This is a genomic window from Corallococcus sp. CA041A (assembly GCF_003612075.1).
Classification (GTDB): domain Bacteria; phylum Myxococcota; class Myxococcia; order Myxococcales; family Myxococcaceae; genus Corallococcus; species Corallococcus exiguus.
The window spans coordinates 1-21188 of record NZ_RAWF01000173.1 but is presented as its reverse complement, the minus strand read 5'-3'; the positions used below and the strand labels follow the sequence as shown (position 1 = coordinate 21188).

Here is a 21188-nt window from a genome sequence, read left to right as displayed (position 1 = left end):
GCCTTCGGCGGGAGGGATGGGGCGGGAGGGAGCCGGAGTTTCCTCCAGGGGCGCGGAGAGGCCGCCCAGCTCCTCGGCGAGCGCCTTGAGCGCTTCCTGGGTGACGACGATGCGGTCGCGGGGCAGGCGGGCGAGCACGCGCTGAACGGCGGACTCGACGGTGCCCTCGGACGGGATGTCCAGCGCGCGGCCGGAGTCGGTGAGCGCGAAGAGCGCCTTGCGACCGTCGAGCGGATCCGACTTGCGCTCCAGCAGCCCGCGCTTCTCCAGGCGCTTGAGCACGCCGGTGAGCGTGCTGGGGTGCACGTGGAGGATGTTGGCGAGCGCGCCGGCGGTGATGCCCGGGAAGCGGCCCACCAGCCGGATGACCAGCCGCTGCGGGCCGGTGAGTCCCAGCGTGGACTCCATCCGCTTGGACGTGGACTGCAGACCATGATCCACGGCCCACAGGAGGCGCATGAACTCCAGCACCTCGCCCAACGGCTGCGGCTGTTGCGGACCCCGGGACCTGCTGCCGTCCGGGCCTTGTATCGACTCCGGGGCTTGTATGTCCTTCATGGGCGCATCCTCCCTCACCTCATGCCTCCCTGTCTTTTCGTTGTGTTCCAAAGGTGGGCGTGTCCTAGCGCGTCGGCTTGGGCGTTCCAGCAAAATCCGGAATGGGTGCTCGCGTCAGGATGGGGCCGCCTGACTGGAGGCCTTGGGAGTCGGCGGAAAGCCGCCATCCCCGGGCATGCCGGAGCCCGGGAATGGCGGCCCTCCTGAGCCTGACTCAACCGATGGTTGTATTTGTCATGGGTTCGTGGCGCTTGCCTCCCTTCCCGGCGGCAGGGGGGCGGGGACCTGCTCCTTCTTGAGCGTCGTGGGGCCGGTGAGGGCCAGGTGGGCCCTCAGCTTGAGGAACTTCTTCTTGCCGAAGCCCTTGACCCGGACCAGCTCCTCGACGCGACCGAAGGGCCGCTTCTTGCGGTGCTCGAGGATGCGCTGCGCCGCCTTCTCACCCACGCCCGGCAGCAGGTCCAGCTCCGCCGCCGTGGCTTCGTTCAGGTTGACCACCCCCACGTATTGCATGCGCGGGCTGGCGGCATCCGCACGCCCCGGCCCCATCAGCACGCAGCCCAACACCCACGCCCAGGCCCACTTCACGAGTGGCCCTCCGCGCCCGCCTCCAGCGAAGGCTCGCCGCCGAAGCGGCTGCCGGCCGCCGTGTCGCGCTTCTCCGCCGCCTCGCGCACGTGCAGCTTCCCGTCCAGGGGCAGCACGTCCAGCAGCACGTTGAGCGAACCGTCCTTGTTGACGAACGCGCTGCCCGCGCGCACCCAGATGCTCCCGCCCTTGCCCTCGCGGATGGAGAACACCGCCAACCGCTTCCCCGCCATCAGCATCGACACGCTTCCCCCTTCAGAATCCCGCGCCACCACGGCCCGGGCACCTCGCTGGCTCGACCGCCTGAGGTCGCGTCCGGGCTTGAGCAGCCCGCGTGCCAGCGGCGTGCTCCTCTGAAGTGAAGTCAGCGCACCGTGCGGCGGTGCTCGCGGCGTCCACGCGCGGGGATGGGCGTGGATGCTCCAGTGGGGGTCTTGAGGAGTGAGAGTCGGGCGGAGGTCGAAGGGCTGGGCGGGAATGTGTTCACCCATGCCCGGGGAGGGCGCCAGGGACATTCACCCACTTGGACGCGCGCGATGGTGCCTTCTGCCTCGTGCCTCTCGGCTTCAAGCTGGGAGTAAAGGCGAACTTCCGGAGAGGGACTCTCGCGATTGTTGCGAAAGCGTCGCGACAGTCCCGATCCTGGGGAGCCAGCGGCGAATCGGCTCACCACCCTGCGGTGATGCTTTCGCTGGGATGAGATCGCTGCGGCACTCAGGCAGCAGCCTCTCCCTCATCCTCGTCGTCGATATCGCCATCATCTGCGGCCACGGGAGACGCCTCGCTGGAGGCCTTGCCCATTGCCCGTTCCACGAGCCCGAGGAGCGCCATCTTACGGGCGGTATAGAATGCCTCGAACGAGTCAGCCCGTAGGATGGCTGGATCGATCACATGGCTCTTTAGGATGTCGTCCATCACGGTATCCTTGATCTGCACCTGGGCGTGGTCCTGGATCTGCTTCAGGTACAACGACGGCGCCTTGCCTCCGATCATCCTATTGGCCTTGTACGAGATGGCCGTCTTGTTGACGATCGCATTGAAGACACGCGGAGGGATGCTTCGGTCCACACACCACTTCTTCGGGAAGATGTGGTGGATGTCGAGCTTGACGTCATCAAGGTCGAGGTCGGCCATGCGCGCCTTCCAGAAGAAGTCGCAGGCACCTTCACGCTGAATCAGCACGTACAGTCCTCGGTAGGCCGCGCTCGTGCGCGATCGTAGGGTGTCGAGGCGGTTCGGGTTGAAGCCTGCGGCCTGAACGGTTGCTGGCTCTGGCGCCGTGGAGTCCTCGATCCACGCCAGGAGCTGTTGGACGTCGAGCGCGATGCGCGTCTCCACTGCGCCACCGTACAGCTCACCGAAGACGCCGCACCAGAACCACCGCGCGATCTTGGTGCGGATCTGCGGCTCAAGCCACCGTTCACGGAGGCGAGCCAGCACCGCTGCCAAAGGCGTGAGCTGCGTTCGGTACGGCACGAACTTCGGATGGTGGAACCCTTCGCTCCGCAGAAAACGTTCGGCCTGTTCGAATCCCTGAGCCAGTGGCTCGGACCATTTCTTGTAGGCGGTGAGCGGCATTTCGAGGATGTGCTCGCGCTTCGCGGTGACGCTGGCGGCTTCCTTGCCGGAGCGCCCTGCTGCCAGATCCTGTGATCGGCGCTCTGATGAGTAGAGAAGCGACATGCCCTGCAAGAAGTCCGTCGGTTGCAGGTCGCGAAGGAGTGGTCGCTTGCTCAAGCGAGCTTGGCGGCCGGTATTGCCTCGGCCTCCAAACCAATCGTCGCGGAGATTGAACCCATCAGCTGCCCATGTAGCCGTGACGAGTTCAAAGACGGATAGCGGGACGCCTCCTGTGTTCACCTTCTCGAACACCAGGCAGACCGCCTCCTTCGAGGTTTCCTTCTTCAAGCTGATCACGGGCAGCATGTAGCTGCGGAACGGCTCGACGATCTGTCGTCGGAACTTCATGAACCGGACGAGCTTTTCAGGGGCTTTCTCTGAGAGGCGCTGCTCCCAGTCGTCCGAGTTCACGATCTGACTGCACGGGAAGTAGAACGCCTCGATTTCCTTATCCCGCGTGCTGAGATCGAGTTCGATCTTGCGACCGAAATTGCTGCGTAGCGTGCGCTCCTCATCGACCGCGACAATGGCGTCCGCGAGTGCTTCCGGGCCCTGGAGCGCCTTCTCGATGTCGAAGTAATAGTGAAGACGAAGCTCGCGCTTCTTCGCGTCGCGTGTCGCCACGGGCTTGTCGAGCTTCAGCACCTGGGTCAGCGACGTGAGACGCTGCTGCCCGTCTAGAATGAGTTCTTCGGCGAGCCCCAGTGAATTTGGAGGCAGATCGACACCTTCGACGGGACGTACCTGGAAGCGCGTTTCTCCTCCGGTTTCGAGCAACATCACCGCGCCGATAGGGAACGAGCGCGCGATGCTGACGAGCAGTGACCGGATGTGCTCGTCGTCCCAAACCCACCCGCGTTGGAAGTCGGGCAGTTGGAGCTTGCCCTGCTCTACCCTGGCTAGAAGAGTGCTGAGCTGGGTCTTGGTTGAATCGAACGTGGCCATTTACCCCCCGACGGCGGACGAACCCGCTGCGATTGAGGCCGAGAATATCCCAGGGGGACTTCGCTGACAGCCGGTCGTTTAGCCGGCTTCTTCTCGTTCTTAGGTGCTTACGTCATCATCCTCTGCGTGGGGTTTCTGCGCGGGGGACGGCGGAGGTTCCGCAGAACACGGTAGCCGGATTGTCTCCGCAGTGCGGAGACAATTGGAGGCGCGCTCCTGACGCGGCTTCGGCGAGATGAACCTGCGCCGGTCGCTCCAACTCGCCACCGACCTTCCCGACGCGGAGATTGTCGCAGCACTGCTGCGACAATTGGGGCGAGGGAATGGACGCCTCCTCAGCGCTCGCTGTCGAGCAGCTTCATCTGCTGCTCAGGGTAGCGCGTACCAGCGATCGCCTCTTTCGGAAGGATCGCCTCTACGGCGGCCACGTCGTCGGGCGACAGGGGCTTCTCCAGCGCGCCGAGCACGTCGATGAGCTGCTTGCGCGTGCGTGCGCCGACCACGGGCACGAACGCCGGTTGCTTCGCCAGCACCCACGCCACGGAGAGCTGCGCGGGTGTCATCCCGCGCTCCGCGGCGTACGCATGGAAGCGCGCGACGGTTGCTGCGTTGCGTTGGCCCGCTTCACCAGCAAAGCGAGGATAGTGCATGCGGGCACCTTCCACCTTCGCGCCCGTCAACAGTCCGCGGGAGAGCACGCCGTACAGCGTCGCGCTCATGCCCAGCTCGGTGAGTGTGGGGAAGAGGGTCTTCTCAGGCTCGCGCGTGATGAGCGAGTACTCAATCTGCAGGTCGCTCAAGGGGTGCACCTTCGCCGCGCGGCGGATCGTCTCGGCGCTCACTTCGGAGAGCCCGATGCTTCGCACGTAGCCGCCCTTCACCAGGTCGGCGATCGCGCCCACCGTGTCTTCAATCGGCACGGTCGGGTCCAGCCGGGCGGGGCGATAGACGTCGATGTAATCGACGCCGAGCCGCTGCAGGCTGTACGTGACGAAGTTCTTCACCGCCGTGGGGCGAGCATCGAAGCCCACTGGGACCCCGTCCGGCCCCCGCATGGCCCCGAACTTCACCGAGAGCCGCACCTTGTCGCGCTGGCTTTCGATCGCGCGGCGGATGAGCAACTCGTTGTGTCCGCTGGCGTAGAAGTCGGCGGTGTCCAGCAGCGTCACCCCTCGGTCGATCGCCTCGCGGACCGTCGCGATGCTTTCGGCCTCGTCGGACGGTCCGTACGCCCCGGACATGCCCATGCAGCCGAGCGCGATGGGGAATACCCGCGGGCCAGTCATGCCGAGTTGCGTCGTGCGGTGGGTCGGGGTCATGGCTTCCTCTCTTCTTGCGGTTGGGCTATACGGAACGTTGTTCCGGTGCGGACTTTCATATGCGGAACCATGTTCCGTTTGTCAAGGCGATGAAGAAGACACCCAGAGCGGATGCCCAGCGGAACCTCGACTCGCTGCTTGAGGCGGCGAAGGCCGTGTTCGCCGAGTCCGGAGTCGACGCGCCCGTCCGCGAGATCGCGAGCCGTGCTGGCGTCGGCATCGCGACGGTGTATCGGCACTTTCCACAGCGGGCCGATTTGATCGCCGCCGTGTACCGGCGCGAAATCGACGCATGCGCGGCCGAAGCCCCAGCGCTGGCGCGCGAGCATGAGGCGTTCGAAGCGCTGACGCGGTGGCTTCACCGGTTCACGAGCCTGATCGCCACCAAGCGAGGGCTTGCCGCGTCGCTCAATGCCCAGGATCCGGCGTATCAGGCGCTGCCCGCGTACTTCCGGGAGCACCTCGAACCGGTGCTCCAGTCGCTGCTCGGCGCGGCGGCGGCGGCAGGGCAGGTGCGCAAGGACGTCAACGCGTACGAACTCCTGCGTGGCGTGGCGAATCTCTGCGTTCCTGTCGCGGAGGTCGGCCCCGGCTTCACTCGCAGGATGGTCGACCTGCTCATCGACGGACTGCGCTACGGCGCGTCGGCGCCCGTGCCTTGACGGGCTGGGGGTGACCTCCTAGAAGGGCCGGGCCCTTGGGTGCCCATGCCGGGCCTTCAAGAGGGAAGCCGGTGCGAGTCCGGCGCGGTCCCGCCACTGTGAACGGGTTGCCCTGAGGTCCAGGGCCGGAAGCCTCGGCTGTCACCACTTTCGCGTCAGCGGATGCGAAGGGAAGGTGGAGGGTTCCTTCCAGAAGGGCGCAGCGTGCGCCCACGTCTGGAGCCTGTCAGCCAGGAGACCTGCCCAGGGGTGCGGCAGCGGTGCTGCCGTGAGGCCTTCTCTCTTCGACGGAGGGAGCGGAAGGCGGAGCATGTTGCGCTCGCTTCTCGCCCGGACCGTCATCGGTCTGGTGCTCAGCTTCCAGGGACAGGCCCGGGCCGGGCAGGAAACGCCTGCGCCCGAGAGCAGCGAGCCGCCGCTTCCTGAGTTCGTCCTCCCCACCGTGGAGGTCATCGGCAAGGAAGTCCCCGAAGCTCCCGTCGACTCCGCTCGACGCCGCGACCCCACCGGCGCCATCACCGTCATCGACGCTCGCGAGCGCGTGGGCGAAGCGCGCGACACCGCGGAGCTGCTCGGTGGATCCGCGAGCCTTGTCGTGCAGGACTCCGGCGGATACGGGCAGAGCAAGAGCCTGGTGGTTCGCGGCGCGTCGTCCAATGGCGTGCTCGTGTTCCTGGACGGCATCCCGCTCAACGGCGCGGGCGGCGTCGCGGACCTGTCGCTCATCCCCGTCGCGCTGCTGGAGCGGATGGAGATCCTCCGCGGCGCGGCAGGTGCCCGCTACGGCGCGGGCGGACTGGGCGGCGCGGTCAACCTCGTCACCCGCGCGCCTTCGTCACGGCTGCTCTCCAGCGGCGAGGTCACCTACGGCAGCTTCGACACCGTGATGGCCCATGTCGCCGCGTCGGGCGCGCTGCTCGAGGGTCAGGCGCTGGTGTTGCTGCACGGTGGCCGCTCCCAGGGCGACTTCAGCTACCGCGTCGACGAACTGCCCGCGCTGGACGACAACCCGCTCACGCAGGAGGTGCGCACGCGCAATGACGCTCGCGGTGGCGGCGCGCTCCTGAAGTACCGGCATGGTCTGGACGGTGGCGGGCGCGTGGATGTGCTCGCCGAGCTGTCGCTGGAGGACCGCGCGCTCGCGGGCACCGTGCAGAACCCCACCGTGTCCCGACGCCAGGACCAGACGCGACTGTCGCTGGGCGCTCGTTGGGCACGGCCCTTCGGTGACACGGGCGAGGGCAGTGCTCGCGGCTTCTTCCGTCGCGACTGGCTGGATGTCGCGGGTGGAACCACCGGCGTGGACTCCGGCGCGCAGCGCTACACGGTGGGCGGCGTGGAGGTGGAGGGGCGCGCGGTGCTGGGGCGCAATGCGCTCGCCGTCACGCTCGCCGGATCATCGGAGTCCGTCACGCAGACCGTGGGCGGGCAGGCCGCGTCGTGGTGGCGCGCGAGCGTCATGGCCATGGACGAACTGTCCCTGTTCTCCGAGCGATTGAAGCTCGTGCCTTCGCTGCGCGTGGAGCGCGTGGGGCACTACTCGCTCCTGTCGCCCAAGCTGGGCGCGAGCGTGGACCTGGGCCACGGCTTCGGCGTGCGCGCCAACGCGGGTCAGTCCCACCGCGCGCCGTCGTTCCTGGAGCTCTACATCCGTCAGGGTCTGCTGCTGCCCAACCCGGAGCTCAAGCCCGAGCGCGCCCTGTCCGTGGACGCCGCGGCCCTGTGGCGCGACGACATCTGGAACGTCACCGCGGGCGGCTTCGCGGCGGTGTACGAAAACCTCATCGCCTACGAGCTGTACCCCCCGAATCTCGCCAAGCCCTACAACTTCGCCGCCGCTCGCGTGTGGGGCGCGGAGGTGGAGCTGGAGGCGCGGCCTCGCGCGTGGCTCACCGTCACCAGCAGCTATGCGTGGACCCGCACGCAGAACCGCTACGGCGACCCTCGCTACTTCGGCAAGGAGTTGCCGTATCGCCCTCGCCACAAGTGGGTGGGCCGGTTGCGCGTAGGACCGGACTGGCTCAACGGTCGCACCGAGGTCCTCGTCCAGTCCTCGCAGTTGATCAACCGCGTGGGCGAAGCTCGGCTGTCCCTTCCTTCGCGCACGTGGGTGAGCGTGGGGACCTCCAGCACCTTCCTGCACCGGCCGGACCTCACCGTGTCGTTCGACGTGAAGAACCTGCTCGATGCGCGGACCGCCGACTACACCGGCATGCCGCTGCCTGGCCGCGCCGCCTACGTGACGCTCTCCGTGGCGCTCGACCCTTCTCCCTCCGAGGACTCCCATGTCGCATCCCCTCCCTGATGCTCGGCTCGCGCTGCTGCTGTCGGCCCTGGCGGCGGCGCTCCTCACCGGCTGCCCGGAGGAGAAGGTCCTGTGCACATCCGGCCTCAGCGTCTGCGGCGCCGAATGCGTGGACCTCCAGGGCGACCCGTCGAACTGCGGCGCGTGTGGTGCCTCGTGCGGAGCAGGGGAGACGTGTCAGGCGGGCGTTTGCGGATGCCAGTCGGGCACGGAGACGTGTGGTGACGCGTGTGTCGCGCTCGCGAGCGACCCGCTGAACTGTGGCGCTTGCGGCGCCGCGTGTCCGTCCGGCCAGGTCTGCGAATCCGGCACCTGCCGCGAGGGATGCTCCGCCGGTGCCGAGCGGTGCGGGGACAGCTGCGTCGTGCTCGCGAATGATCCGCTCAACTGTGGCGCTTGCGGCGCGGCGTGCCCGGACGTGCAGTCCTGCCACTCGGGCCGGTGCATGTATGACGTGGTGACGGCCTGCTACACCAACGGGCAGCTCGTGGGCATCCAGGCAGGGACGGACCGGATGGGGCCCCGGCGGCAGTTTGGCTCGGGTGTGCAGTCGCTGGCGGCCTGGGATGGCGTGGTGCTGGCGGCGGACGCGGCGCGCTCGGTGCTGTCGCAGGCGCCGGCGGGTGCGCTGGGAACGGTGGCGGAGGAGGACTCGCTGGGCGCGGTGGCGGCTTCGCCCAATGACATCTTCGTGGACCCTCCGTATGTGTATGTCCTCGACTCGGTGAACAACACGCTCCAGGTGCTCAAGCGGGAAGGGGCCGCGCAGGGCGGTGGGTTGGGATTGCGCACGGTGGGGCAGGTGAACCTGGGCGCGAACACCAGCCCGCAGGTCATCGCGAAGCGCGGCGACACGTTCTACATCCCGCTGTTCGGCACGGCCGGCTCCGACTTCAAGCAGGGCAACGCCGTGGCTCGTGTCAGCGTAAGCAACCCGGAGAAGCCCCGGCTCGTGGACACCGTTCCGCTCACCGGCCTGGACCTGAAGTCCTTCGATGGCGGGACGACGATGGCGCTTCCGTACGCGGCGGTGTCCGTGGACTCGGGCGTGTACGTCGCGCTCACCAACCTGAACCCCGCGAATGACTATCTGCCCAACGGGCCCGGGATGCTCGCGCGCATCGACCCCGTGGATGGTGGGGTGCATGCCATCGACCTGGGCGCGAAGGATTGCCTCAACGCGGGCGACGTGCAGGCGGTGGGCGACCAGCTGGTGGTGAGTTGCCTGGGCGAGGCGGTGTTCGACACCGCGAGTGGCTACCGCGCCAAGGCGGTGCGGGCCACGGGGCTGGTGCTGGTGAAGGATGACAAGCCCGTGGCGTCGTATGCGCTGTCGCCGGGCTGCACCGGGGGGCCGGAGAACGGCTGCGACCTCGCGGTGGGAGGACGGCTCGCGGTGGTGGGCAATGCCGTGTACGTCACGGATGTGAACGCGGGCCGCGTGTTCGTGGTGGAGGTGCGAGATGGCCAGCTCGTCGAGCGGCGCGGCAACTCCACACCGCAAGCGGCGGGCCCGGCGCTGGATGCGTGTCCGGTGGACCCTCGGCGCGTCGTATCCAATGCCATCGACATCGTCGCGGTGCCGTGAGGCGTTGGCCCCGCTTGTATTGACAAGCCCTGCCGTCCGCCATACTCCAGCGCGCGTCGTTGGTACGCCGCATCCGCACGGTGTGGCGTTTAAAGGGAACCCGGTGTGAGTCCGGGACTGCCCCGCAGCGGTGATCAGGAACGAACGCCGTCCTCGCAAGCACTGGCCCTTCAATGGGCTGGGAAGCGACGGCCAGTAGGTGGGTGACCCGATGAGGGCCTCTCGCGCCTGTGAGTCCGAAGACCTGCCACGACCCATGCCCCCGGGCATGGCCAGACCGGAGCCTCCGAGGGGAGGTGACGGAGGTCTTCCGCTCGCGCGGCGTGTCGTGTCCTGACGTGTCCCTCGTTCGCGGTCCGCTCTCCGTCCACGCCCCTTGGATTCACCTCGCCCGTGGGGGCGATGCAAGGGAGCAGTCGCGGATGAAGACAGAGCGGATGATGACGGGACGGGGAGTCCAGGGCTTCGCGTGGGTGCTGACGACCCTCGCGATGGCGCTGACCAGCACGGGTTGCGGTGATGAGTGCGTCGATGACTTCGACTGCCGCGACCAGGGCGCCGCTCCCGCGGGACAGCGCTACACCTGCGTCGAGAACAAGTGCGAGCTGACGTCGATCCCCGTGCCGGACGCCGGCACGGAGACTGATGCCGGTACGACGACTGATGCCGGTACGACGACGGATGCAGGCACGGGCGCCGACGCCGGTACGACGACGGACGCGGGCACGGAGACCGACGCTGGTACGACCACCGACGCGGGCACGGAGACCGACGCTGGTACGACCACCGACGCGGGCACGGAGACCGACGCTGGTACGACCACCGACGCGGGCACGGAGACCGACGCAGGCACGGATCCGTGCGAGACCACCACCTACGATCCGAAGCTGGGCACGCTCCAGCTCCAGTCGGGCTTCGTGGCCGGTGAGTCCGCGTCGCTTCCCGCGTCCGCGGGCCCGGTGGGCGTGACGCCCGGCCCCACGTATTCGCTCTACACAGTGGTGTCAGGCAGTTCCACGGGGCCGCACGCGCTGTACTCGCTGGGCACATGGCCGCAGGTGTCGCTGGGAACGGCGCCGCTGTTCGACGTGGCCGCTCCCGCTGACCGGGCCGCTGGCACCAAGCTCTTCCTCAGTCCCTTCGTGGAGACGGATGGCCAGCGCGTCCTCACCGGTTACACGAAGTCCGGCGCCGGCTTCCCGGGCTCCGTGGGCGTGTATGACGTCTCCGCGCCCGCCAACTCCACCTATGTCTCCGCGCCGAGCAACTTCTCCGCGGGCGTCGTGCCGGGCGCGTTCCTCATCAACGGCGGTGGGCTCGACACGGTGTCGGCGGGGCTGGCCGTCTACGCGCTGAAGACGGACAGCTCGCCGTTCACCGCGCTGAAGGTGGGCACGCTCCCGCCGGAGACGGGCGGCAGCGGCTTCACCGCCGTGGCCACCAACGGCGTCGCGATGCTCGGCTACTTCTCCGACGACACCTTCCTCAACGAAGGCCGCGCGGTGGCCCCGGCGGCCATCACCGAGGCGCTCAGGTCCGGCACGCCGTTCGTCGTGGCGGATGCGCCCGCGCTCGACGTGGGCTCCAACTTCGTGGCCGCCTCCGGTCACGGCGAAGGCGTGTCGGTGCTCCGCGGCGACTACGTCCCGCCCGACTACAACTTCGCTGGCACGGACGTCTCGCGCTTCGCCTTCACCGTGACGGATGAAGGTGCGGCCGTGACCGTCGGTGCCCGTCAGCCGGTCCTCGTCTACGCGGACCAGTGCACGCGCGTGACCGGGATGACCGCCATCGGCGTGGACCTGCTCGTCGGCGTGGATGACAAGAACGGCCCGCGCCTGGTGCGCATCCAGCAGGCCCCTCAGTTCCGGTGAGCACGCCCATGAAGAAGACCCTTCTTCCGAAGTCGTGCGCGCTGGGCTTCACCGCGCTCCTCACCGTGGCGTGCGGCGGCGAGGACTGGCAGGACTCCCTCCAGGCCCAGCCGCTGGTGGGTGACCCGTTCGCGGACCGCATCGTGTCCTTCTCTCCGGGCACGGGCGCCGGGTTCGGTCAGAGCGAGCTGCCGGGCATCGTGCTGGGCGCTCCGCGAGGGGACGGCGCGGGCTCGGGTTCGTTGGACGTGCTGTCGCTCGGGCGCAACGGCGTCATCGTCCTGGAGTTCACGGACATCGCCGTCACGGACGGGCCGGGTGTGGACCTGCTCGTCTTCGAGAACGCGTTCCTCAAGCCGAGCGGCAAGCCGTTCGCGGAGACGGGCGTGGTGGCCGTCGGCGACGACGGCGTCACCTGGCACGAGTTCCCCTGCGCGTCCTCCGACGTGGCGAACAACTACCCGGGCTGCGCGGGCGTCACGCCCGTGTACTCGCACCCCGCCAATGGCATCCCGGCCACCGACCCGTCCGTGGCGGGCGGGGACGGCTTCGACCTGGCGAGCGTGGGCCTCACCCGTGCCCGCTTCGTGCGCATCCGCGACTCGGGCGCCAACGGCTACGCGGGCATCAGCGGCGGCTTCGACCTGGATGCCGTCGCCGTGGTGAACGGCGTGCAGCTGCCGTAGTCGCGCACGAGCGCCGGGGCCGTTCTCCAGCGGACGGTCCCGGTGGCCTCGCGCGCCCATACGGCGAGTCCGGACCGCACGAGGCTTCCGGGGTGGGGGTGGCGGCATTAGATGCCCGCTGTCCCTCCCCCGGATGTGCCTCCATGAACCGTCGTTCCGCCTCACTCCTCGTGCTGCTGGGCGTCCTGCTCGGCGTGGCAGCTCCGTTCCTCCTCCCCTCGGTGGTCTGGGCGCAGACGTCCCGCGCCGCGCCGAGGAAGGAAGTGCCTCCGCCGCCGCCCGCGCCTCCTCCGGCACCGGCGTACGAGTACACCTTCGTCAAGCGCGAGAGTCCGGATGAGGACCTCGTGGAGCTCCAGCGGCTGGGGGGCGAGGGCTGGCGCGTGGTGTCCACTGTCGTCGTGGACGGCAGCACGCGGCGCTACGTGTTGATGCGTGACCGACGCGCCGGGCCCGCGTCGCATTGACTTTGCCCCTGTGGCGCCATAGTCCCGCCCCGTCATCGATGCTTTCACGCCATGGGGCGTGAGGGCTTCCAGGGAACCCGGTGTGAGTCCGGGACTGCCCCGCAGCGGTAAGCAGGAACAGCGTTCGTACGAACCCCGTTTCCGCGAGTCCGAAGACCTGGCGACGATCCGGCGTCCTCTCCACGGAGGGCCCGGCGACAGACCGGAACCTCCGCGGGGAGCTGACGGCGAAGGCAGGCCTCCAGGACGCGATACGCGCCCTGCGGTCCGGTGCCTTTCGTCCGCGCGGCCTCCCGACAGGGGAATGCCTTCTTCCGCCTCCGTGCGGGAAGGCCAGGAGCGAGGACGCGATGCGGACCGACATGAAGCGGATGAGCACGAAGGGCCAGCGCGCGGCGCTGATGGGCGCCCTGCTGGCGGTGGTGCTGGGGGGCACGGGCTGCGGCGATGATGAGTGCGTGGACGCCTTCGACTGCCGCGACAAGGGCGCGGCTCCGGCGGGCCAGGCCTGGGCCTGTGTCTCGGATCTGTGCACCCAGGTCGTCGTCGACATCGACGAGGACGACGCGGGCACCGGCACGGACGCGGGCACCGGCACGGACGCGGGCACCGGCACGGACGCGGGCACCGGCACGGACGCGGGCACGGATGGCGGCACGGTCGCTTGCGCCCCGCTGCCTCGCGAGCAGGTGCTGGGCACGCTGCAGCTCCAGGCGGGCTTCAGCGTCGCGGAGTCCGCGGACCTGTCCACGGAGGTTCGCGCGGTGGTGTCCACTCCCGGCCCCACGTATTCGCTCTTCGCGCTGCGCGAGACGGCCACGGGCCGCGACTTCTTCGCGCTGGGGACCTGGCCGGACGTGACGCTGGGCACCGCCGCGCTCGAAACGGTGCTCGCGCCCGCGGACCGCGCCAACGCGGCCGACACCTTCCTGTCCTACTTCCTGGCCTATGACGGCACGCGCCTGCTCGCGGGCTACACGAAGTCCGGCGCGGGCTTCCCGGGCTCCGTGGCGGTGGTGGATCCGTCCGCGCGCGACGCGGCGCTCTACCTCGACGCTCCGGGCAACTACACCGCCGCGGGCACCACGGACGCGTTCTTCGTCAACGGCGGCGGTCTGGACACGGTGACGGGCGGCCTGGGCGTCTACGCGCTGGTGACCTCCGCCAAGCCCTACGTCGCCGTGAAGGTGGCGGACTTCCCGGCGCAGGTGGGCGCCAGCGGCTTCACCGTCGTCGCGGATAACGGCATCGCGGTGTTCGGCTACTCGGAGGCGGACACGTACGTGAACGTGGCCTACGCCGTGTCCAACACCAAGCTGGGCGAGGCGCTGGCTTCGCGCACGCCGGTGGTGCTCACGAACGAGCCGAAGGTGGACGTGGGCTCTGACTTCAACAACGCCGCGAGCTTCGGCAACGGCGTGGCGGTGGTGCGCGGTGGCTACGGCGCCGCGGGCTTCGGCGTCACCGACGTGTCGCGCTTCTCGCTCACGCCCGGCCTGGGTGGCGGCCAGCCCATCAGCGTGGGCACGCGTGCGGCGGTGCTCAACGCCCCGGATGCGTGCACGACCGTGGATCTGCTGTCGTCGCTGGGGGCGGACCTGCTCGTGGGCGTGAAGGACGTCAACGGCCGCCGCCTCGTGCGCATCCGGCAGGGCCAGTGATGAAGCGCCCGCTGGTCGCGCTCGGCGCGCTGCTGACCCTGGGCGCGTGCACGGGCGACTCGGAGCCCGGTCCGCTTCCGGGTGAGGACATCGTGGACGCCGGCACCCACGCGGATGCCGGTGTCTCCGATGCAGGCACGGAGGTCGACGCCGGGACGGACACGGATGCCGGTGTCGACGCGGGCTCGCGGCCGGTGGATCCGTTCGCGGACCGGGTGACGGCCTACCAGTTCGGCGACTCGGCCGGCTTCGGGCAGGACCGCTTCCCGGACGTCGTGTTCGGGCCTCCCGTGGGCGCGGGGCAGTTCACGGGCTCGCTGGACGTGCTGTCGCTGGGGCGGGGCGGCTCCATCACCCTGGAGTTCACCGACCTGTTCGCGGTGGATGGCCCGGGCGTGGACCTGCTCGTGTTCGAAAACCCCTTCCAGAAGTACGGCGGCGACATCTACGCGGAGACGGCCAGCGTGTCCGTCAGCGACGACGGCGTCACGTGGTTCGACTTCCCCTGCGCCCCCACCGACAAGGACGGCGGCTACCCGGGCTGCGCAGGCACGCATCCGGTGCTCTCGGCCCCGGACAACGGCGTGTCCCCCACCGACCCGGCCGTGGCGGGCGGGGACGGCTTCGACCTGGCGGACGTGGGCCTCCCCCGTGCGCGCTTCGTGCGCCTCACCGACACGGGGCTCAACAGCTACGGCGGCACGTCCGGCGGGTTCGACCTGGATGCGCTGTCGGTGGTGAACGGCCAGCTCCCCGACGGCGGCGTGCCGTGAGGTGAGCACCCGCACCCACCCGCGGCGTGCTCCAGGGCCCCGCGTCACGTCCGTTGACGGCATTCCGCACACTGCGCGTGGGTGATTCCCTCTTCATCCACCGCCCCAGGTGAACTCCGACCCCAGCATCCGGCGGCTCCCCGGGTATGACGCGACGCGGGAGGGCGGCCGGGGCCCTGGCTGGACGCCCGCCTTCCACGGGAAAGCGTCTCGGACTCTCGGAAGATTGGGAGGTCGTGTAATGTCTTGCGCCCGATGTGGCAGATCATCATCAACGGCCCCGGCTACTTCGACACGTCGTACGACCTGCCGGAGGGCGTCACCAGCCTCGGCCGGGCGGACGAGAACGACATCGTGCTGGGCGGCGACCTGGTGTCGCGCCGGCACGCGCGGCTCTACGTCGAAGGTGACGTGCTGCGCATCGAGGACCTGGGCAGCCGCAACGGCAGCCGGGTGAACGGTGCGCCGCTCCAGGGCAGCAAGCACCTGAACGCGGGCGACACCGTGGCGCTGGGGGAGAACACCCTGGCGGTGCGCCAGCCGCACACCGTGGAGAACGCCGCCACGGAGATGATGGACCTGGGCGCGGGCGGCGTCGTGCGCTTCGGGCACGGCACGGACGTGGGCCCGTCCGTGCTGATGGCCAAGAACGTCAAGGACGCGGACGTGCTGCGCCTCCTGGACAACGTGGGGCCGCTGCCGTTCGACGACGCGTTCTCCGGCCCTTCGCCCGTACCCGCGGGCTCCGCCGTGGCCAGCCCGCGCGTGTCCTACGAGACGCTGGTGCTGCTGGTGCACGCCGCGGAGGCGCTGGCCACCGCGCGCACGCTGACCGCGTTCCTGGAGTCCGCGATGGACCGGCTCCTGGAGCGCACCGACGCCACCACGGCGGTGGTGCTGCTCAAGCACGCCACCGGGCCGCTGGTGCCCGCGGCGGTGCGCCACCGGGGACGGTTGGCCAAGGGTGAAGTGCCCGTGTCGGACGCCATCGTGGACGAGGCCATCCGCCAGGGCCGCGCGATCGCCGTGGGCGACGTGAAGGACGACCGCCGCTTCGCCGGACGCGAGAGCGTCATCATGTACGGCGTGGACCGGGTGCTGTGCATCCCCATTGGCACCGAGCCGCCCTTCGCGGGTGTGCTCTACGTCAACGTGCCCGGCGGGGGCGACACCAGCCTGGAGTTGATGCTGGACGCGTGCACCGCGGTGGCCCACCTGGTGGCCGCCGGCGTGCAGCGCTTCGCCGTGCGCGACGGCTCCAGCACGGACCGGATGCGGCGCAACCTGGAGCGCTTCCACTCGCCGGAGGTGGCCGAGCGCCGCGCCGCCGAGGCCCAGCGCACGGGCGGCAAGCTGCCGGGCCTGGAGGAGAAGAACCTCACCGTGCTGCACGCGGAGATGGCGGACTTCGGCGCCGTGATTGGCCGGCTGGGCGCGGCGCGGGCCACGCAGCTGCTCAACGACTTCCACGCGCGCATGAGCGGCATCGTCTTCAGCTTCGAGGCCACCGTCGAAGGCTTCATGGGCGAGTCCATGCGCGCCCTCTTCGGCGTGCCCTACGCCAAGGGCGACGACGCGGTCCGCGCGGTGCGCGCGGCGCTGGCCCTGCGCGCGGACTGGGAACGGGGCATGGCCCGCAGGCCCCAGGACGAGCGGTGCGACCTGCGAATCGCCCTGCACTCCACCAAGGCGCTGGTGGGGATGATCGGCACCGAGGCCCGCACGGAGTACAGCGCCGTGGGAGAGGGCATGGGAGTGGCTGGCTGGCTGGCCGCCACCGCGGCGCCCGGCCAGGTGCTGATGACCGGCAAGCTGCTGGCGGCCACCGGGGCCCGCTTCGACGTGATGCCCCTGGGCGAGCGGGTGGTGCGGCTGCCCCGCGACAAGGTGGCGGTTTTCGAGGTGATTGAAGAGGACATGGGCATGCTGACCAACCCCGGTATCCGGTGAGGCGGCCGGCGCGGCCGGTTGACGGGTTGAAGCGGGCCCCCTGCCCGGGGTTCAATGCGCTTTCCGTGGTGGACCCCCGCACCGCATGAACCCTTCGAACCAGCCCGCCCGATTGCGTCCCTTCCGGCCGCAACCCTTCGGCCGGTACACGCTCCTGTCGCATCTGGCCACCGGCGGCATGGGGGAGATCTACCTCGCCCGCCTGGAGGGCGCGCAGGGCTTCGAGAAGCTGTGCGTCATCAAGAAGATCCTCCCGCAGTTCGCGGAGGACCAGGACTTCGTCGACCGCTTCGTCGGTGAGGCGCGCACGCTGGTGCGGCTGGGGCACGGGTCCATCGCGCAGGTGCTGGACATGGGCGTGCACGAGGGCGAGGCCTACATGGCCCTCGAGTACGTGGACGGCAAGGACCTGCGCAAGGTGGCCGCGCGCGTGCGCGACAGGCAGACGCCGCTGCCGCTCACCTTCGTGCTGTACGTGATGGGCCGGGTGCTGGACGCGCTGGCGTACGCGCACCGCAAGCGGGACGAGGAAGAGAAGGAGCTGAAGCTCGTCCACCGGGACATCTCGCCGCAGAACATCCTCATCTCCTACGAGGGGGAGGTGAAGGTCATCGACTTCGGCCTGGCGAAGAGCCGGCTGTCGGCGGCGAAGACGAACCCCAGCATCATCCTGGGCAAGTTCCTCTACATGTCGCCCGAGCAGGCCCGGCACCAGCCGGTGGACCGCCGCAGCGACCTGTACGCGGCGGGCCTGTGCCTCTACGAGCTCATCTCCGGCAAGAACCCCTTCGACGCGCTTCCGCCGGGCGAACTGATGTCCGCGGTGGCGAACCCGAAGGTGGCGCCGCTCAGTGACGTGGAGCCACTGACGCCGCCGGCGGTGTCGCAGCTGGTGGCGAAGGCGCTGGCGGTGGAGCCGGGCCAGCGCTTCCAGACGGCGGAGGACTTCCGGGTGCGCCTGCAGGCGTGCCTGACGGAGATCGACACCAGCGCGGGCCCGGAGAGCGTCAGCCGCTTCATGCGCGACCTGTTCTCCGCGGACTACCAGTCCGAGCGGCGCCTGCTGACGTCCCTGCGCGAGGTGTCGCGCGACGTGCGCGCCAGCGGCACGTACGAGGCGCTGGGCCCCGCGCCGCGCCCGACGATGCCGGCGGCCACGCTGCCGCCCAAGACCATCCGCCTGGATGGTCCGGTGGAGCCCCTGTCCTTCCATCCCACGCCCCGGAGCCGCGAGGACGGCGGCGGCGCGCGCGACGACGGTGAGACGCGCCCCGGCGTGATGGTGGACGAGTCCACGCGTCCCGCGTTCCCGGTGGAGGCGCTGGAGGAGGCGGCCCGCGCGAAGATGCGGCCCAGCCCCGCGTCGTCGGAGCCGTCGCTCACGGTGGAGGTCCGCCAGGACGCGATGGACCGGCCCACCATCCTCGAGGGCCTGCCGGCCATCCGGCTTCCCTCGGACCGCGCCGTGGAGGCGGATGTTCCGGCCCCGCTGCTGGGAGAGCCCACCGCGCCCCGGGCGGACGCGCTGCAGGCCTCCGAGCCGCACGGGGAGCCCACCGCGCCGCGCGCCACGTCGCTGCCGTACGCGGGGCCGGCAATGCCGTCGCGTGACGCGCCTCCAGTGCCGGACGTGCCGGTGTCGCGGCCGTTCGCGGACGCGGGAGGGCGGGGCGCTTCGTTGCCCTTCTCCGATTCGGTGGGCCCGCGGGGCGTGCCGCCTCCTCCGATGGCGCCGATTCCCGCCGTACGGCCCTCGGATGGTCCCGTTCCCGTCGTGCCGGTGGATGCGTCGCGGCCGGTGGCGCCTCCGCCGTTGCCTTCCTTCGACTCCGGGGCGGCGCGGTTCGAATCGGCGGGTGAGTCGCTGCCGTTCATGGAGCCGCCGCCTCCGCCGGACGGCCCGTTCGCCGATGACGAGGAGCTTCCCGAGAGCGCCTATCCGTGGCCGGAGCCCATCCCCGAGGGAGGCCGCTCCGCGGGAGCCGAGCTTCGCGCCGCGGAGGTGCGTATCCCGGAGGGGCAGCGCCCCACCTCCGCGATGCCGTCCCTGTCGTCCGCGCGCCCTGGAGCCATGACGCCGTCGAACGGCAGCCGTCCCGCGCCGCCGTCCGCGTTCGATGCGGCTCGCGCCTCGGAGCCCCTGCCGAGCTACGAGTCGGTGCGCGCGTCGGAGTCGTCGCGGGGCTTCGACTCGCCCCGGGCTTCCGAGCCGTCCCGCGGCTTCGATGCGCCCCGCGCCGCCGAGTCCGCGCGTGCCGTGGAAGCCCGCGTCCCGGAAGGCCAGCGCCCCACGGCCGCGATGCCGTCCCTGTCGTCCTCGCGCCCCGGCGTGACGACGCCGTCGAATGGCAACCGGTCGGCTCCGGCGCCAGCGTCAGTGCCGCTGCCGTCGTACGCGGCGCCCACCATCCAGGTGCCCTCCATCCAGTCCGGCGCCTTGCACTCCTTCGAGGCCGAAGAGGACTCGCGGGACTCCGAGCCGCTCGATTCGGGTCCGACTCCCCGGCCCACGATGCAGGACACGCGGCCGTCGGAGGACCTGGTCTCGGTGGATGCCCGCGCCCTGGAGGCGGACTCCAGCGTGCCGTACATCTCCGCGGAGCCGGACGACGCCCCGGCCGCGCGCGAGGGCGACGCGGACACGCACCCGCGCATCTCCATGCCCCGTGCCTCGCGCCGCGAGGAGCCGCAGGCCCGGGTGATGCTGGACGAGGCGCAGCTGCGCGAGACCTCCTCTTCCACCGGCAAGCGTGAGGCCGACACCGGCCCCACCGCGCCGGCCCGGGGCCGCACCGGGTCCCGGCGCGCCGTGCGCGGTTCGTCGCCGGGCACGCCGCCCCCGCGCTCCAGCACCGCGTCGAGCATGCGCGCCGTCACCCGCGCCCCCGCGCCCGCCGCGGATCCGGACGAGTCGTCCACCGCGCGCGCGACGCGCGACGACGCGACCCGGCGCAAGGCCGTGCCGGTGCGACCGGAATCCTCGGAGCCGCCGCGTGCCGCGCGGCGCGAGCCAGCGCCGGTCCGCAAGGGCGGGGCGCTGCGCTCGGCGCTGGTGTTCATTCTGTTGATGGTCGTCGCGCTGTCCATCGTGGGCGCGGGGCTCTACTTCGTCCCCGAGCTGCGCGTGGCCGTGGGCCTGGAGCAGTCGCGCACGTCGACGCCGCCTCCGCCCACCCCGGTGCAGCAGATCCCCACGCGGCCCGCGAACCCCCAGGGGCGTCCGCCCGCGCCTCCTGCCCAGAACGTGGCCACGGCGCCCACCACCGCGCCGGCGGAGTCCACGCAGGCCCCCACCGAGCCGGATTCCACGGACGCGCAGGAGGTGGAACTGGACGTCCTGCTCGGCACGGAGGCGCCGCCGGCGCCGGGCGCCGCCGCTCCCGCCGCGAAGAAGGCGGCGCCGTCACGCCCCGGCAAGCGCGCCGCGCCGACCCGTGCTCCCGTCAAGGAGAGCAGCCTCCCTCCGGAGTTGGAAAAGGAATGGACGCAGACGAAGGCGCTCCACCGGATGCTCAAGAACAACCATGGCTGCGAGGCCATGTCGATGCAGTGCACGCTCTTCGACAGGCTGGCGGACGACTTCGCCGTGGGCGGCAGTGAGACGCCGACCCTCAAGCAGGTGAAGGACCTGCATGAACAGCTGAAGAACGTGAAGCGCCGCCAGGACTAGGAGGCGCCCGCGAGGACGCCCTCTTCAGGTGGCGTGCCTCAACGCCGCGTGCCCGCGTCCATCATCTCCGTGCCCGCGTCGCGCCCGGAGCCACCGGTGCCCTCCGAGGCCGTGCCCCGGTAGCTCTCCGCGAGCCCCGTGCCCAGCTCCCCGCTGCCACCCGTCCGCTGGCCCATGCCGGTGTTCCCCTCCATCCGGTGGGGGGCCGCGGTACCGCCGCCCAGCGAGCCCAGGCTGTCACTGTTGTACGGCTTGCCGCCGCCCTCATCGCGCAGCGGGCTGCTCGCCGCTTTACCGGCCGGTTCAGCGCGGGAGCGGTGCTGGAGCTGGACGGGGTCCTGGAACCCCTGCGTCTCCTCCGAGGGCTGCTCCCTGCCGCAGCCCCAACCTCCCAGGGCGCCACCCACCAACAGTCCCAATCCCACCGCGCGCTTGAAGCCCGTCATGGTTTCCCCCTCGGGCGCGAGGAAGTCCGCGCCTGCCCGTCCGGGAAGTTAGGACCGCTGTCCCCTGGGGCCACCC

General features: G+C 70.2%; 16 protein-coding genes and 3 riboswitches. Of the genes, 10 read left to right on the top strand and 6 right to left on the bottom strand.

What is annotated here, in order from left to right; genetic code table 11:
- The 5 genes from D7V77_RS27250 to D7V77_RS27230 form a co-directional block, all read right to left on the bottom strand.
- Positions 1-558, bottom strand: a 558-nt coding sequence (locus D7V77_RS27250) for a MarR family winged helix-turn-helix transcriptional regulator (RefSeq protein WP_147452171.1), incomplete at its 3' end; no start/stop codon positions are given.
- Between the two features lie 234 nt (positions 559-792).
- Positions 793-1146 (bottom strand): helix-hairpin-helix domain-containing protein, encoded by a 354-nt coding sequence (locus D7V77_RS27245; RefSeq protein WP_120579229.1) that lies wholly within the window; start codon positions 1144-1146, stop codon positions 793-795.
- Positions 1143-1385 carry a hypothetical protein gene (locus D7V77_RS27240; RefSeq protein WP_120579228.1) on the bottom strand — a complete coding sequence of 81 codons (243 nt, stop codon included), beginning with the start codon at positions 1383-1385 and terminating at the stop codon, positions 1143-1145. The genes D7V77_RS27245 and D7V77_RS27240 overlap by 4 nt, the downstream gene beginning before the upstream one ends.
- A gap of 475 nt (positions 1386-1860) precedes the next feature.
- On the bottom strand, positions 1861-3711 hold the full coding sequence (locus D7V77_RS27235) for a DUF262 domain-containing protein (RefSeq protein WP_120579227.1): 1851 nt from the start codon (positions 3709-3711) through the stop codon (positions 1861-1863).
- Between the two features lie 335 nt (positions 3712-4046).
- Entirely contained in the window at positions 4047-5030 is a 984-nt protein-coding gene (locus tag D7V77_RS27230; RefSeq protein ID WP_120579226.1) for an aldo/keto reductase, read from the bottom strand.
- A gap of 89 nt (positions 5031-5119) precedes the next feature.
- Here D7V77_RS27230 and D7V77_RS27225 point away from each other — a divergent pair, with 89 nt between their 5' ends.
- The 10 genes from D7V77_RS27225 to D7V77_RS27175 all read left to right on the top strand — a co-directional run bounded on the left by D7V77_RS27225 (position 5120) and on the right by D7V77_RS27175 (position 20666).
- Positions 5120-5692, top strand: coding sequence for a TetR/AcrR family transcriptional regulator (locus tag D7V77_RS27225; RefSeq protein WP_233597258.1), 573 nt, complete (start codon positions 5120-5122; stop codon positions 5690-5692).
- A 35-nt stretch (positions 5693-5727) separates the two neighbouring features.
- A riboswitch (cobalamin riboswitch) is annotated at positions 5728-5939 on the top strand.
- A 63-nt stretch (positions 5940-6002) separates the two neighbouring features.
- On the top strand, positions 6003-7997 hold the full coding sequence (locus D7V77_RS27220) for a TonB-dependent siderophore receptor (RefSeq protein WP_120579224.1): 1995 nt from the start codon (positions 6003-6005) through the stop codon (positions 7995-7997).
- Positions 7978-9585 (top strand): MXAN_6577-like cysteine-rich protein, encoded by a 1608-nt coding sequence (locus D7V77_RS27215; protein WP_120579223.1) that lies wholly within the window; start codon positions 7978-7980, stop codon positions 9583-9585. Before D7V77_RS27220 ends, D7V77_RS27215 begins: the two co-directional genes overlap by 20 nt.
- A 43-nt stretch (positions 9586-9628) precedes the next feature.
- Positions 9629-9852: riboswitch (cobalamin riboswitch) on the top strand.
- A gap of 155 nt (positions 9853-10007) precedes the next feature.
- Entirely contained in the window at positions 10008-11459 is a 1452-nt protein-coding gene (locus D7V77_RS27210; RefSeq protein WP_120579222.1) for a hypothetical protein, read from the top strand.
- Positions 11460-11467: 8 nt separating this feature from the next.
- Positions 11468-12145: a cell surface protein gene (locus D7V77_RS27205; RefSeq protein ID WP_120579221.1), complete on the top strand. Its 678-nt coding sequence runs from the start codon at positions 11468-11470 to the stop codon at positions 12143-12145.
- A gap of 143 nt (positions 12146-12288) precedes the next feature.
- A complete protein-coding gene (locus D7V77_RS27200) occupies positions 12289-12612 on the top strand; it encodes a hypothetical protein (RefSeq protein ID WP_120579220.1) in 324 nt (107 codons plus the stop codon).
- Between the two features lie 22 nt (positions 12613-12634).
- Positions 12635-12792, top strand: a riboswitch (cobalamin riboswitch).
- A gap of 170 nt (positions 12793-12962) precedes the next feature.
- Entirely contained in the window at positions 12963-14273 is a 1311-nt protein-coding gene (locus tag D7V77_RS27195) for a hypothetical protein (RefSeq protein WP_120579219.1), read from the top strand.
- Positions 14273-15046 (top strand): cell surface protein, encoded by a 774-nt coding sequence (locus D7V77_RS27190; RefSeq protein ID WP_120579218.1) that lies wholly within the window; start codon positions 14273-14275, stop codon positions 15044-15046. The genes D7V77_RS27195 and D7V77_RS27190 overlap by 1 nt, the downstream gene beginning before the upstream one ends.
- Before the next feature lie 255 nt (positions 15047-15301).
- On the top strand, positions 15302-16996 hold the full coding sequence (locus tag D7V77_RS27180; protein ID WP_120579217.1) for an FHA domain-containing protein: 1695 nt from the start codon (positions 15302-15304) through the stop codon (positions 16994-16996).
- Between the two features lie 85 nt (positions 16997-17081).
- Positions 17082-20666, top strand: coding sequence for a serine/threonine-protein kinase (locus tag D7V77_RS27175; RefSeq protein ID WP_120579216.1), 3585 nt, complete (start codon positions 17082-17084; stop codon positions 20664-20666).
- Between the two features lie 38 nt (positions 20667-20704).
- On the opposite strand, the gene D7V77_RS27170 is transcribed toward D7V77_RS27175, so the two are convergent.
- Positions 20705-21112 carry a hypothetical protein gene (locus tag D7V77_RS27170; RefSeq protein WP_120579215.1) on the bottom strand — a complete coding sequence of 136 codons (408 nt, stop codon included), beginning with the start codon at positions 21110-21112 and terminating at the stop codon, positions 20705-20707.
- Positions 21113-21188: the final 76 nt, after the last annotated feature.